15 protein-coding genes are annotated in these 12,275 nt (G+C 54.9%); 4 read left to right on the forward strand and 11 right to left on the reverse strand.

Going from position 1 to position 12,275, the window contains the following annotated elements; genetic code table 11:
- Nucleotides 1-403: 403 nt before the first annotated feature.
- The 11 genes from ACQ4N7_RS29150 to ACQ4N7_RS29200 all read right to left on the reverse strand — a co-directional run bounded on the left by ACQ4N7_RS29150 (nt 404) and on the right by ACQ4N7_RS29200 (nt 7,775).
- Nucleotides 404-799, reverse strand: coding sequence for a hypothetical protein (locus tag ACQ4N7_RS29150; protein ID WP_430714939.1), 396 nt, complete (start codon nt 797-799; stop codon nt 404-406).
- Nucleotides 800-1,026: 227 nt separating this feature from the next.
- Complete coding sequence (locus tag ACQ4N7_RS29155; RefSeq protein WP_430714940.1) at nt 1,027-2,769, reverse strand: protelomerase family protein; 1,743 nt, start codon at nt 2,767-2,769, stop codon at nt 1,027-1,029.
- 63 nt (nt 2,770-2,832) lie between these two features.
- Nucleotides 2,833-2,967 carry a hypothetical protein gene (locus ACQ4N7_RS29160; protein ID WP_430714941.1) on the reverse strand — a complete coding sequence of 45 codons (135 nt, stop codon included), beginning with the start codon at nt 2,965-2,967 and terminating at the stop codon, nt 2,833-2,835.
- Between the two features lie 83 nt (nt 2,968-3,050).
- The gene (locus tag ACQ4N7_RS29165) at nt 3,051-3,302 is read right to left on the reverse strand and encodes a hypothetical protein (protein ID WP_430714942.1); all 252 of its coding nucleotides are present in this window, start codon (nt 3,300-3,302) and stop codon (nt 3,051-3,053) included.
- Nucleotides 3,292-3,891 (reverse strand): ParA family protein, encoded by a 600-nt coding sequence (locus tag ACQ4N7_RS29170; protein WP_430714943.1) that lies wholly within the window; start codon nt 3,889-3,891, stop codon nt 3,292-3,294. Before ACQ4N7_RS29170 ends, ACQ4N7_RS29165 begins: the two co-directional genes overlap by 11 nt.
- 80 nt (nt 3,892-3,971) lie before the next feature.
- Nucleotides 3,972-4,151, reverse strand: a complete 180-nt coding sequence (locus tag ACQ4N7_RS29175) for a hypothetical protein (RefSeq protein WP_430714944.1) — start codon at nt 4,149-4,151, stop codon at nt 3,972-3,974.
- 3 nt (nt 4,152-4,154) lie between these two features.
- A complete protein-coding gene (locus ACQ4N7_RS29180) occupies nt 4,155-5,822 on the reverse strand; it encodes a hypothetical protein (protein ID WP_430714945.1) in 1,668 nt (555 codons plus the stop codon).
- A gap of 4 nt (nt 5,823-5,826) precedes the next feature.
- On the reverse strand, nt 5,827-6,237 hold the full coding sequence (locus ACQ4N7_RS29185; RefSeq protein WP_430714946.1) for a hypothetical protein: 411 nt from the start codon (nt 6,235-6,237) through the stop codon (nt 5,827-5,829).
- Nucleotides 6,230-6,502, reverse strand: a complete 273-nt coding sequence (locus ACQ4N7_RS29190) for a hypothetical protein (protein ID WP_430714947.1) — start codon at nt 6,500-6,502, stop codon at nt 6,230-6,232. Before ACQ4N7_RS29190 ends, ACQ4N7_RS29185 begins: the two co-directional genes overlap by 8 nt.
- Nucleotides 6,503-6,736: 234 nt before the next feature.
- Nucleotides 6,737-6,994 (reverse strand): hypothetical protein, encoded by a 258-nt coding sequence (locus ACQ4N7_RS29195; protein ID WP_430714948.1) that lies wholly within the window; start codon nt 6,992-6,994, stop codon nt 6,737-6,739.
- A gap of 97 nt (nt 6,995-7,091) precedes the next feature.
- On the reverse strand, nt 7,092-7,775 hold the full coding sequence (locus ACQ4N7_RS29200; RefSeq protein ID WP_430714949.1) for a hypothetical protein: 684 nt from the start codon (nt 7,773-7,775) through the stop codon (nt 7,092-7,094).
- A 186-nt stretch (nt 7,776-7,961) separates the two neighbouring features.
- Between ACQ4N7_RS29200 and ACQ4N7_RS29205 the strand changes: the two genes are divergently transcribed.
- The 4 genes from ACQ4N7_RS29205 to ACQ4N7_RS29220 all read left to right on the forward strand — a co-directional run bounded on the left by ACQ4N7_RS29205 (nt 7,962) and on the right by ACQ4N7_RS29220 (nt 12,169).
- Nucleotides 7,962-8,477, forward strand: coding sequence for a hypothetical protein (locus ACQ4N7_RS29205; protein WP_430714950.1), 516 nt, complete (start codon nt 7,962-7,964; stop codon nt 8,475-8,477).
- Nucleotides 8,478-8,491: 14 nt separating this feature from the next.
- Complete coding sequence (locus ACQ4N7_RS29210; RefSeq protein ID WP_430714951.1) at nt 8,492-8,827, forward strand: hypothetical protein; 336 nt, start codon at nt 8,492-8,494, stop codon at nt 8,825-8,827.
- 315 nt (nt 8,828-9,142) lie between these two features.
- A complete protein-coding gene (locus ACQ4N7_RS29215) occupies nt 9,143-9,343 on the forward strand; it encodes a hypothetical protein (RefSeq protein WP_430714952.1) in 201 nt (66 codons plus the stop codon).
- A 99-nt stretch (nt 9,344-9,442) separates the two neighbouring features.
- Nucleotides 9,443-12,169, forward strand: coding sequence for a DUF5906 domain-containing protein (locus tag ACQ4N7_RS29220; RefSeq protein ID WP_430714953.1), 2,727 nt, complete (start codon nt 9,443-9,445; stop codon nt 12,167-12,169).
- Nucleotides 12,170-12,275: the final 106 nt, after the last annotated feature.

Below are 12,275 nucleotides of genomic sequence, written 5' to 3' on the forward strand. Positions count from 1 at the left end.
GCGGCTGCATGGTCTCGGCGGCGTGGGGCGTGGCGTGGCGGCGTGGCCGCGTGGCGTGGCGTGGCGTGGCGGCGTGGGGAGGGCAATAAGAAGCCCCGCTACAGGCAGGGCTGGCGGGGCGGGGGGGGGGTGAGTTTAGAGCAAGTAGCTATTTGACCACTTTCACGCCTTGCCTATCTGTGAAAGTTAAAAGTATTGATTTTAGGTTAAATATGAGTTCTCAACTTTCATCTCGACCAACAGCCTGGGCGCTAGCTTCTCTCCTTGTGGTGGCTCTTCCTCACTGGGTTTCAATGTTTCTACGCTTTTGGCCTATCGATACTTCGCCAGCGGGCGAATGCAACCCCCCAACCTATGTGGTCAAGGCAGGTCTGCCAGCCGATGCTGGCAGACCTGAGGATATCTAGGGAAGGGCGGCTATCATCTCAGCTTTGCTCAAGTGGCGGTTCTTGCCCTTGGCGTTGCGCCACTTAACCCCGCTGTCGGTGCATAGCTGGCGTAGCTCTTTGACGGTCTTAGCTGGTATCTCGGCGGCGGCTGTAGTGGTCTCGGTGGGAATGGTGGTCTTGGCCATCGGCGGGGCGATCGCGGCGGCTCTAGCGGCGATTCCGACGGGCTCTAGGGTGTCGGTCTCATCCCATAGCCCAGGGGTTTCGGTAACGTCTCGCCCTTCGGTATCGGTGCGATGGGGCAGTGTAGCCCTGGCGGTCTCGGCCGTGGTCTTGGCGGTGGTTTCGGGCTCGCCGAAGAGAAGGCAAAGCGCGGCAAAAATAACCAGGAAAAGGAATGTAGCGAACATGGGTTTTCTCCGAATGCTGTTTGGTGGTGGCCCCTGTAGCGATGGGGCGGTGTGGTGGAAGTTAGCCCCCGACTGCTTAGGGGTTCCTTCCCTGCGACTGCCCTAGCCTGTTCGGCTTCGCCCCTGTAGGGCTTGGTGCGTGACAACCGCCTTATGTAAAACAGTATGCCTTAAGCGTTCCTAACTGTCAACCCATGTTCTCAAGTTTGTTGGGAACGCTTAAGCGATTAGAGTTTGACTACTTTGTCGATGGTCAATCCCTTGCGGCCATGCTGGCGGTTGTGGCTAGAGCCCAGCTCGAAGCGCTGGTTATGTTCTTCGATCTCGGTCTCGTGCTCGGCAACCCACCGCTTGACTACGTTGTAATTCACCCCTGATAGGTCTTTGAGTAGCCTTGGCCCGATATACCATCGATCGGAGTCGGTTAGCTGTTTTTCGTTGTGCTCGGCGATCGCCCAGTAGGCAGCGGCAACCTTCTCTAATGCGGCTTCGCCCCGTGAGTCGATAGCTCGCTTTAGTTGATATTTCTCTTCGGTCTTGGGCTCTTCGGTGGCTACCGGGACTATGGTGGCGGGCTCGGCTGTATAGGTGCCCTGGGTAGGGGCGGTCTTGGGTGTGGCTTGCTGCTGACCCGCCAGGGCGGCGAGAAGACGTTCTTCAAGCGCGGCGATCTTGTTATCAATTAATGATTCGACGTTTTGTTCTGGCATGGCTTCAGGCTCCTTAACGGGCTCAGTGGTGGTGGTCTCGGCGGCGGGTTTGGGTTCGGCAACCTGGCGGCGAAGCTCGGCGAGTTCTTTCTCTAGTTCGATAACCCGATCGCCTTGGTTGAGTAGCCAGTGAAAAGCTTGCTGCTGATTGCGGGCGTTCAGGTGAGCCGCCAGGGCGTTGAACCGCTCAAGGTCTGCATGGTTCAGTCGAACGGTGGCGGTTTTGAAGGCATTGTCTAGGGTGACAACTTCGCCCATAACTTCGAAGTTGATATAGCCAAAGCTGGCGAGAAAAGAACGAATACTGTCTTCGCCGCTGATGTAGTGACCAAGCTGTTCGGCGGTGAACTTTAGCGCTTTGCCGGTCGAGCTTGATTTAACGTCTCGCTGAACTAGCAGGTTAACGGCGGCGTGGCGTAGAACGTGGCTTGATGCTTGGTGGCCCTTGCTAATTGAATCGAGATTCTCTAGAGCCTCTGACTCGCCGAAGGTACGCTTGATAGCTCGGTCGATTGAGCGGCCCCGCAGCGAGTGAAACTTCTGGCGAAGCTCGGCTTCTCTGGACTCGGCGGGCTTGCTTTTCAGGGTGGTTTCAAATGCTTTCAGTTCGGCTTGGCAGCTCTTATAGCCTTCGGACTGTTTGAACTGTCGCCAAAGCTTTAGGAACGCTTCAGCGGGGATTAACAAGCGAATCTCGTAGGATGCTCGCTCATCCTTGGGAACGCCGTAATCGCGGCGTTTGGCTTGGCCCTTGAAGGTAACGCTATAGGGATCGGTGGTCTTGGTGAACTCGCCGAGCCGCCACACTTCGATCGCACGGCGACCGCTGGCGGCAATTAGCCCCGCCGACAGTTCATATTCATCCTGGGATTCTAGACACTCAATCATGCAGTCTAGAAACTTGCCAGCATGAACCACGGCGGGGTTGTCCATCCGAGTATCTAGGGCGGCGGTGCTCTTTTGGTTGTGCTTCTCGAAGTCGATCAGATCGGTTGTGAACTTGAAATGGAGATGCTGAACAATGTTTGAGCTGTCGGCTTTTTGCTTGATGTAGGCATTCTGCCCAACTTGCAAATTTTCGGCGGTGAACTCGGCTCGAACCGCTTTGTTGTAGGGCGTTAGTTTATTGGCCAAGGTGCGCTCGGCAACGCCAGTATTTAGGGAGTTGTAAAGGTCACTGGCTACCGCTTCGATATCTTCAGGACGGCGGCAAGCCTTCAGCAGTTTGATGTATTCGGTGGGCGTGGGTACGGTGTTCATGGCGGTATCCTAAAGGCTTGAACTCTATAAGGGGCGGTCTACACCACCGCCCCTATTTTTTGACTATTGAGCGGGCATAGTCTCGGCGGTGATTCCCTTGCTAACCAGAATCTCGGCGGCGTACAGTCGGGGAATCTTGCGGGCGGTGGCCAGGGCGGTAACTTGGTCTTCGAAGGCGATTTGTTGGCGTGCGGTCATGGGCTGAACTTGAACTCTATGTTCACAAGTATAGCCTAGCGTTCCCAACTGCGCAAGGGGTTTTAGGGATTAAATGTTAACGCTTATTCGCTTAACCACTTTTCGAGTAGTTCGGTTAGAAGCTCGCTAAGCTGCTTGTCTTCAGCGTATAGGCGGGCTTTGACCTGCTTGTGGGTCTCTACTGGAATGTATGCCCCGATCTGGGTGTAGTCATCGCGTGAACGTTTGCCGCCCCGTTTACCGCCCTTCACTCGGCGGGGTTCTTTGCCTTGGGGTTCGCCGCCAGGTTGCATGGCGTCGATCCGGTTGAACAGTGACTCGGCATCATTCGGCATGGCTTAGAATCTCGCTGCCTAATGTGCGGTATTCATCCCAGGCGATCGCCGCCATGCGGTCTTTAACGTCTCGCACCAAAACGCCATCGTTAGGGGCGGCCTCATGGCACGCAAGCCGCCGAATAGTTTGGTTTAGAACTGGGATACCAAAACTTTCTAGTCGCTCTCTGGCGGCGGTGGTGGTCCCCTGTCGGCGAGAATCGGTCATTGTTAAAACCACGCCGAAAGACTTTAACTCTTGAAGAGCGCTGATTGTACTCATTAACCCTTCCATCGATAGCGAAGTCGGGGTGGTGGGAATGACCAAGAAATCGCAGCCCGCCGCCAGCTCCTTCAGTGTGGCTCGGTCGGGATTCGCCCCGGTATCGATAATGATGTGGTCTTTGCCCCGGCTCTCTTTGGCGGCGGCGGTCATGTCGCACGCCGAGAAATCGAACTCAGGGCCACGCCGAGCCCAAGACAGCGAGCTTCGGTTCAGGTCGCCATCAACTAGCAGGGTAGCCCCGTGCTCGGCGAAGAACGCCGCCAGGTGAACCGCCGTGGTGGTCTTCCCTACACCGCCCTTCATGCTGGCGACTGTGACGATCATTTGAATAACCGAATAAGCGAATAGGCAAAGATAGCGCACTCATTCTACAGGGAAGCTGAAGCCAGAATTCAGGGCGATCGCTATTCGCCGGTCTCGGCCCCGTAGCGCTCGAAGTTAGCTTGGTGGATCATTGCCCAAGCCTGGGCAACGGTTGAGGCTATCCCGATGTATTGCCCATTCATATCCCAGGCATCGAAGCCAGCGCCATCGACCCGATCGACCGAGCCGTTCTCGTTCTCTTCAGCTTTCCAAACTGCCATCGGTCACGCTCCTTCGGCACAGACAGCGCCATAGGTTTCTTTAAGCCAGACATTAGCCTGAGAATATCGGTTCTTAGAAAACATCGACTTTGCCGCTTTGGACGGGGCGATCCCTTCCCCCCTTAACTGAAAGTATTTAGCCAAGTGGCCATCGTTCAAAAAGTCGGGGCGAACGTTTTCGAGAGCGTCAAAGCTGGGATGAGAGTTGTACTTCTCTACCCAGAAGTCACCGCCATATTCGACCCTAACTTTTTGCTCGGCGACGGGGCTACTTTTGGCGGCTGGCATACTCGCCCCGCTGCCCCCCTCGGTCGGCGGGTCTAGGGGTAGGGCGGTCGGTGGGGTGCCCCCTGCTCGGCGGTAGTAGGAGGGCGGCGGTGTGCAGGGTACTAGGGCAAGTCCACCCCAGCCGGGGCGGGGCTTTTGGGCTTCCGGCTCGGCGTGGTGGGTAGGTAGGGCGGTGCCCCCAGTCCCAACGAAATCGGGGGTATTTTTTTGAGAATCAGCATGATCGATGGGCGGGGTAGGGTGCCCCTCGATCGGTGGGTTCGGTGGGTCATCCTGGGTATATGCCTGGTCGTACAGGTCAGACTCTAGGGGTTCAGTGCCCCAAATTCTGAGGTCTCGGAAGGGCATGTATTCTGATTCATCGACCATGAAACAGGTGCCCTTGAACATCGCCTTCGACTTGGTTTTCTTGTGCAGGTCAAGCGACTTAAATAGGTCATCAGTCAGGCGCTGTTCAAGCTGACTTAGCCCTTTTTGCCCAGCATATTTGATGGCTTCCTTGCCCAGGCGAACGAAACGGTAAGCACTCCGAAGGCTACTCATTCCCTTAAGGCCAAGTAGCGAGACTTGGTCGCCCTGGGTGACAGCGATAATCCTTAAGCCGACCTTTCTCGCCTCAGTCAGTAGGCTTTGATTTGTCGATGGTACTAAGTCCTTCTCGATGTCGTTCGTGTGTTTAACGATCGCGGGTAGCTCTTCGACAATCAGGTTCAGGATGGGGAACCCCGCCGACTCGCCGCCGTTGGCAAATCGCCAGGTGATGTGGTCTTCAAGGGCCATGTAGAAGTTAGCGATCGATTCGAAGTCACGACCGGCCCCGACTATCAACCGCTGAAGCCGCCCCATAGCGAAGTCTTCGAGTAGGTTTAGGGCATGTTCCTTGCTCTCAATCGTTAGCCCCTTGTCAGCGTGGGGATCTATCAGGGCGTACTGGTCGCCAGCGAATTTGTAGTTCATCAGCCAGCGCAGAAAGAAGCTTTTGCCACTGCCGGAGCTGGCGAAGATAGCCAGGTGAACAGAGTCTGTTCTGAATCGGTTTTCGTCAAAGACCTGGTAATCGAGCTTCTCTTCTTTGGGCTTGTCTTCAGGTTGAGCGCTACCCAAAACAGAAAGGTCATGGGTACCGGCCAGCCAAGATTGCTTACGACCATTCGCCCCGATGTCTTCGAGATCGCTTAGGGCTTCGAGTAGGCGATCGCGTTTGTTCAGACTAGCCACCGCCGCCCCTGCCCCCGCTAAAGCCCCCGCGATGGGCAGCAGGCGGTAGGTCTTGGGGGTAATCCAAAAAGAGGAAATCAGCAGCGTAGAAGCCAAGCCGAGAGAGGCTAGGGCGGTGTTGAAGAGCCGATGGGCTTCGGCCTGAGATTCAAAGGTTTTGAGCATGGCTTTAGAAAATGAAGGCGAGAATCAAGCCGAACAGAAATAGCAGACTGAGAAAAATCGTTGACCCGGCAAGGTGGGTTTTTTGGGTCTCCGAGAGTAACCAGCAAATGAACAAAATGATGGGTACAGTAGCCAAGGCCAAAGCCCAGCTATGGGAAACCATCAGGGCCACGCCAGAACCCGCCGCAAACCAGGCGATCGCCTTCGACAGTAGCTCTAGACCATTGGAGCTAAGGAGTAGGTTCTCAAGCCATAGAGAGCTTAATAGGCGCTTGCTGAGCCGGTTCGACTGCACCTCTACCGCTTGAAAGTTCTCGCCGCCAAACTTGTCTCGCGTCAAGAATTGAATGGTGGGCCGCTGGTTGTTAAGCTCCGGCTGCGTGTCGTGGATGATCAGGCGGCTTTCTTCAGTCATTGCTAACCCCTGAAATCAGCAGAATCATGATCGACATCAGCCAGAACCCGGCAAAGAGCGGCGGGATAATCTTTGATGGTCTGACTAGACCCCGGACTTCCAACCGCTCTACTTCTTGCTGGTGGTAGCGGTAGCGGCGGTTATGGCTGTCGGTCGTATTGAATGAATCGGTGATATGGATGGTCACGTTCTGGCCATTCTGTGGCCCCTGGGTCAGCTTTAGCAGGGTTGCTAGGGCAATGGCATCGCTAGGCTTGGTCTGCATCGCCTGAGACTGCCAGCGCGGCGCTAGGGCTTGCTCTGGCCTCTTAGCTAGGGATCTGGGTTTGGGACTGCACAGCCCGGATCGAACGTCAGAATCTCTCAGTAGGGCATTCCTGGGATCGGCTTCTGTGTCGTAATCATCCCAGTTGTAGATAGGATCGTTCATGGTTCATCTCGGTAAGGGTTGAGCTAGGGGGTGGGCTACTTTTGCGGGTTTCCCACCCCTCCAACGGGTTTAGGCTTTTTGTCTATTAGCTGCGACGTTGCGAACGTTCCAAACAAAGTCTTCGACGTCATCGCCGTGCTCGTGCAGCAGAGCCATGATTGTCTCGGCCATCAAATCAATCTGGCGACTATCGATCGCGTTGTGAAGGTCGGGCGTAGGTAATGCCGTCTCAAGGGCTCGCAGGGCGTTTAGCTTCTCGGCGATGGCGTTAACGTTGTCGGTGTATCGGGCAAGGCTCAAGGAGCCGTCTGGCTTGGGGTGGGTCATGGTGCGATTGTCCTTAGGTGGGTCTGCGGTGGGTCAACGGGGCGGGGTGGGGCGGTAGCAGCGGCGATCGCCAGGGCCACCACCGCCAGGGCGGCGATTACTGCCCACCACCACCGCCGAGTTCTTGGGCCTTTCCCAGTAGCTCGCCGAGCTTAGCGGTTTGCTGGTTTTGCAGGCGAGCGAGAATCTTTTGGGTGACTTGGTATTCGAGCGACTTCGCTTCCATCTGGCGGGCTTTGGCTTCGAGCTGCTGAACGGTGGCGGCGGTGGTTTCGAGTTGGGCGAAGCTTTGATCCAAGTCGGCGTCCATCGCGTTACCCAGGGCATCAAATAGGGCGATCGCCGCATGGGCACCACCGAGCGGGTCTTGGTAAGTACGGGTCTCGATATCGCCCCTGAAGCGTGCCAAGTCGATTTGCCCGCCGATAGTCGGGGCTTCGACTGTGGCCCGATGGTTGCCCACCACGATTTCTACCGGGCGGGGCTCGGCGGGGCGATCGGCAAATTCGGGGAAGGCTTCGGTCTGCACGATTCGGGGCTCGGCGGCTTGCTCGGCTTCGACTTTAACGGGGCGGGGCGGGGCGGCGTAGCTGATCAAGATGTCGCGCTCTTCAACGCTGAAACGGCGAGCCCCGCCAATGACTTCGCCAAAGTCTTCGCCATGCTCCCTCTTAGCCTTGGCGAGCCAGCTTTGGGCGGTGCGCTTCAGCACGTTCTGAGATTCTGCAATATCGGAGAGAGTCCAATGGCGGGCGGTGGTGGTCTTGGGCGTGGTGTTCATAGTGAGTTCGTAGTGAATTACGTAGGGACATCACTAGTGATAACACTACTAGTGACATATGTCAACACTAGTGTTATGCTCTATCCTAGGATCACGATTAAGCGAGCAGTAACATACATGCCACTATTGGCGTCACATGCACTAATACGCAGTACCCTAGCTGTTGACCCTGTTTGGTTGACCGCTGTGTTTTGCGAAGTGTCTGTCAGTTATGTCTACGGCTCGCCGGAAACCTGGGAGAAGTACGACCAAGCCTGTAACGAGTTGGGCTGGAACAAGAAAACTTTGCTAACCCAACTCCTTCACAGTTACGGCGCTAAGGAGCTGGCTTACTACCAGCGAGCCGCCGAGATGGATGCCCTAGCACGGGGCTTCTCTTCTCACAAAGGCGAGCACTATAGGCTGCTAAGGGATTGGGGCGAGCTGCCCCGCTATGCCGACTCACAACCGCCATTCGAGCGATCGCCACTAGCCGACATTCCCGACATACCAACCGGGGCGGCGGGGCGGCGATCATTTCGCTCTATCCGGTGCTCTGGTCGAAACTCGGCCATCCTGCACCTGGCGACAATTGTCGAGCGTTCGAATATCCCGCAAACATTAAGCCGAATCATGCTTTGGCACTTTAATCGGTATTGGCACCCTGGCTATATCTCGCAGCTTGAAGCCGACAGCCAGCTAACTATCAACCCTGAATTCTAAGGAGACCTTTAACCATGACCGCCGCTACTGCCTCATCTATCAGCGCTGAAGACGTTCAGACTGTCATCGAAGCGATACTCGCCGAGCTGGGCGAGCCTGCCACCGAAACCCATGCCGCCGCCCTTGAAGCCTTCCATCGGGGCGATGGCGCATCTATTCGAGTCTTCGCCGCCAGCAACCTAGCCGACAGCTTTTGCAGAAGCATGGGTTATCTCATCTCGGCGAAGCAAAAGCCAGATATCCCAACTGTGGCGGTGATTCTCGCTGAAGCCGCCAGAGCCGCCGCCGACTACCGGCGCGATCGCACCCTGGGAATATTGAGCGAGAAAATCGCCGCTGCGATTCAATAGTGGGGGCCATTTATCTGAGATAAACCACACTTAAACGCTACGTCTTCCGGCCCCGAAAAGTATGCTTTATCCCCGAATATTGCACTCCAAAATGATCGATTACAGGCGTAGTACACTATGCAGCGCACGCTATATCCGAGGGAGTGTATACGCGGCGTATACAGCCTATCAACGGTTTCAGGGGTCGATTCCCCCAGATTTAGCGACTAAATGATGCTACAAATATGGCCTGTGCGCTATTATCAGGACAGCGAGTGGCAGCAACAGAGGCAAAGACACTATGTTTCACCTAAAAATTCCCAATAGGCTTGGACAATGGCTCTTCCTAAAACCTCAAAATCTAGAACTGCAACTCTTCGCCTTCCGGTAGAAAAGCTCGATACGGTAGAGGCCATTGCCGAAGAACATGGTCTTACTCGCCACAGATTAATCAAGCTCTGTGTATTCGATGCCCTGCGAACCGGGGCGATCGTGGATCTGGCCAAGTCTGCCCAAAATGTAAAAAGCCCCGCTTAGCTGTCAACTAGGCGGGGCTTGTTTCGTTTATTTGTCTCATGTGGTTAAAGGTTTCGCGGCCCACCACCGAGACGGCCAACTACTCACTTAGGAATAAAAATGAATAGTGCACTCAAGACAACTGTATCAAATTCTGATCGGCCCGACACTCATAAGTTTAGCCTATCTTGTTCTCCAGCGGTAGCAGCGGCGGTTGATGAGTTGATCGCACAGGGCTTTAGTCCGTTGCCCGTGGCCCCGGCTCAAGACCCCCACAAGTACCCGCTGAAGAAAGACGGCAAAATCGTCTACGAAGAAGACGGCGTTACCCCGAAGCCCTTATTCAACGGTAAGAACCCCAGCTACATCGACAGCGACGGCGAGCCCCGCACTGTGGCCCATAGTCGCTACCGGAGCAAGCTACCCATCGCCGCCGAGCTGAAGGAATGGTTCAGCCATCCTGATGTCGGCGTGGGTACGAACGGCGGGGCCTGGCTTGACTTCGACCTGAAGAACTTCAATAGCCCCGAACATCTTGATTCAGTAGCAGCTCCGATTCTTGAACAGGCCCAGTGGGTAGAGCGAACCCAACGGGGCGGCTATCGAGTGGCGATCGCCCCTGAGCAGAAGCCAGACTTTACTAACTTCGGTCTCGGCGATGTGGCCCACGCTGGCGAGCTGCTGAACGGCGGCGGCTTTGTCGTCTTAGCTCCGACCAAGGGCGAGCACGGCGAATATAAGCGACTGAAGTTTGGTGAACCGCTGAAGATGGCGACAATCGAAGATCTGGGGATTCGCCCTAGCAGGTCAACCAAGGCCACCACCACCGAGCCACCGGCCCCAACACCGCTACCAGACCCGCCCCGCCCTGCAACTTCGGCCCCTGGCGGCGGCGTTCTGCGACTAGAGCCGTTTGCTTCTAAAAAGATTGCCGCCATCATCCAAGGCAAGTTCAGCGGCGATAAAAGCGATGACCTGGTTAAAGTGGCCCGTGAGCTGTACGGGTGGGAGAACATCGCCAGGGCTGAAGGTATCGCGGTAGATTCCGCCGACTCGGTTGTCTATGCCGTGGCTGAAGCCGCTGGCGTAGAAGACAAGCTAGAGCGAGTCTTGAAGGGTATCAACCGCCAGGAATGCGAACCCGCCCTAGCCTTCGCTCAAGGTCTCGAAGCTTGCCAAAATCGCCTACGCAAAGCAGCGGGCAAGGTTGCCAAGGATGCTAAAAAAGCGAGCCAAAAGAACCAAGACATTCAACTCGACAGCGAGGATACACCGGGGCTGATTGCGTTCAAATATCTCTATGAAAATGAAGACTATGTTCGCATAGGCGACGATTTTTATAAGTGGGTGGGAACTTACTTTGAACGCCAGGATGAGCGAGCCGAGAAGAAACGGATCAGCGGTGTTCTAAAGCGTTGCGTTAAAGAAGTATTCGGCGAGAAAGAAGTTCTCACTACTCGCCCCTTTGCCACCGCTGCAAAGCGCAATGATGCTTATAGCTGGTGTCTGTCTGAAGTCCGGTTTATTGAGCCTGACGAAGTTAACCCGCCAGGGGTGAACTTGAAGAACGGCGTTCTCATCTTCGAGTATGGCCCTAGCGGCCCCGTTCCCAAGTTGTTAGATCATTCGCCAGATCGGGTCTATACCTATGCTCCCCAGGTGGCTTACCATCCTGAAGCTGACGATACCCATTGCCGCCGCTTACTTGAGGCGATCGGCCAAGGCTACAGAACAGCGGTGCTTCGAGTGTTCGCCGCTGCACTTGATCTTGAAGCAGTACGCAAAGCCAAGGGGCGGGTGGTTCGCGGCTTGCTGTTCAGCGGTAGCGGGGCAAACGGCAAAGATGCACTTCGAGAAGCGTTCACCTACATCTTTGGGAAGTCGGGTATTACGTCATGCACGATTGACGATTTTCATGCCTACGACCAAGGGCGAAAGTTCAACCTAGCAAGTTTGGTTCAGAGCCGTATTAACTGGGCTTCTGAGAACCGAATGGGGGTTAATATCGATGACATTCAAAGCCTAAAGCAGCTCATCACAGGCGACCCGCTTATTACTGAAGAAAAGTTTCAGCAGGGCCAAGAATTTACGCCCCGTTGCGTTGCTATCTTCAGCAGTAACGATAGAGCCATCAACCTAACAGCGAGCCTTGAAGCCATCGCAAGCCGTTACGCAATTGTTCCATTTACTAAGACGTTCAAGACCAACCCCAAAGGGCCAAACGAACTTAAAGCCGACAGTCGCTTCAAGTATGATCTTGACTGGGTGAAAGCTGAAGTCTGCCCCGCCATGCTGAACATTCTGATTAAAGAATTTCAGAACATTTTCAAGGAGGGAATTGATTACTCTGTCTTCGACGCTGGCATGGAAGAAAACCGAGTAGAGGCGAACCACCTTTACCGCTTTAGCCTTGATTGCGGCCTAGTCGAAGACCCTGATTCTTGGGTGTCTAATGTTGACTTAGAAGCCAAGCTTCGGTCTTGGTATATCGAAGAAGGCATTCTTAGAATTGACGGCGATACCGGGCGGGAAAAGTGGGAAGACGATGTTCGAGTAGGCGACCCCTGGGTTAAAGGCGCTCAACAATATAAGCGGCGATTTCAAAAAATCTTCCCTAACATCGACAGCTATCGAACCAAAGATGTTAGGGGCATCAAGGGTCTAAAGTTTGTTGACCCGGCTGAACTCGCCCTTCTTGAATGTCAAACTTGGGGCGACTATTGCCGAGCAAATCAGCTACACGGCGATCAAGCCATTAGAGCCGCTTGGAGCAAGCTGACAATAGAGCAGCAAAGCAGACTCGCTGCTCTTCAGCCAGAGGTAACAACCAGGGCTATTTCATTCTAAAAACGGTCTTGAGTGTATCTAGGCCGAATTTACAGAATCGTTCAGCCTGAGCCATATTGGAGAAGGCGTTGGAGCGGTAGAGATTGAGCGCGAAGTTACGAGCGAC

Origin of the sequence: Nodosilinea sp. AN01ver1 (assembly GCF_050565655.1) — a bacterium.
Classification (GTDB): domain Bacteria; phylum Cyanobacteriota; class Cyanobacteriia; order Phormidesmidales; family Phormidesmidaceae; genus Nodosilinea.

Excerpts from the sequence above, each read along its gene's own strand:
- ACQ4N7_RS29150 (WP_430714939.1), bottom strand. The coding sequence starts at position 799 with ATGTTCGCTACATTCCTTTTCCTGGTTATTTTTGCCGCGCTTTGCCTT.
- ACQ4N7_RS29155 (WP_430714940.1), bottom strand. The coding sequence starts at position 2,769 with ATGAACACCGTACCCACGCCCACCGAATACATCAAACTGCTGAAGGCT.
- ACQ4N7_RS29160 (WP_430714941.1), bottom strand. The coding sequence starts at position 2,967 with ATGACCGCACGCCAACAAATCGCCTTCGAAGACCAAGTTACCGCCCTG.
- ACQ4N7_RS29165 (WP_430714942.1), bottom strand. The coding sequence starts at position 3,302 with ATGCCGAATGATGCCGAGTCACTGTTCAACCGGATCGACGCCATGCAA.
- ACQ4N7_RS29170 (WP_430714943.1), bottom strand. The coding sequence starts at position 3,891 with ATGATCGTCACAGTCGCCAGCATGAAGGGCGGTGTAGGGAAGACCACC.
- ACQ4N7_RS29175 (WP_430714944.1), bottom strand. The coding sequence starts at position 4,151 with ATGGCAGTTTGGAAAGCTGAAGAGAACGAGAACGGCTCGGTCGATCGG.
- ACQ4N7_RS29180 (WP_430714945.1), bottom strand. The coding sequence starts at position 5,822 with ATGCTCAAAACCTTTGAATCTCAGGCCGAAGCCCATCGGCTCTTCAAC.
- ACQ4N7_RS29185 (WP_430714946.1), bottom strand. The coding sequence starts at position 6,237 with ATGACTGAAGAAAGCCGCCTGATCATCCACGACACGCAGCCGGAGCTT.
- ACQ4N7_RS29190 (WP_430714947.1), bottom strand. The coding sequence starts at position 6,502 with ATGCAGACCAAGCCTAGCGATGCCATTGCCCTAGCAACCCTGCTAAAG.
- ACQ4N7_RS29195 (WP_430714948.1), bottom strand. The coding sequence starts at position 6,994 with ATGACCCACCCCAAGCCAGACGGCTCCTTGAGCCTTGCCCGATACACC.
- ACQ4N7_RS29200 (WP_430714949.1), bottom strand. The coding sequence starts at position 7,775 with ATGAACACCACGCCCAAGACCACCACCGCCCGCCATTGGACTCTCTCC.
- ACQ4N7_RS29210 (WP_430714951.1), top strand. The coding sequence starts at position 8,492 with ATGACCGCCGCTACTGCCTCATCTATCAGCGCTGAAGACGTTCAGACT.
- ACQ4N7_RS29215 (WP_430714952.1), top strand. The coding sequence starts at position 9,143 with ATGGCTCTTCCTAAAACCTCAAAATCTAGAACTGCAACTCTTCGCCTT.
- ACQ4N7_RS29220 (WP_430714953.1), top strand. The coding sequence starts at position 9,443 with ATGAATAGTGCACTCAAGACAACTGTATCAAATTCTGATCGGCCCGAC.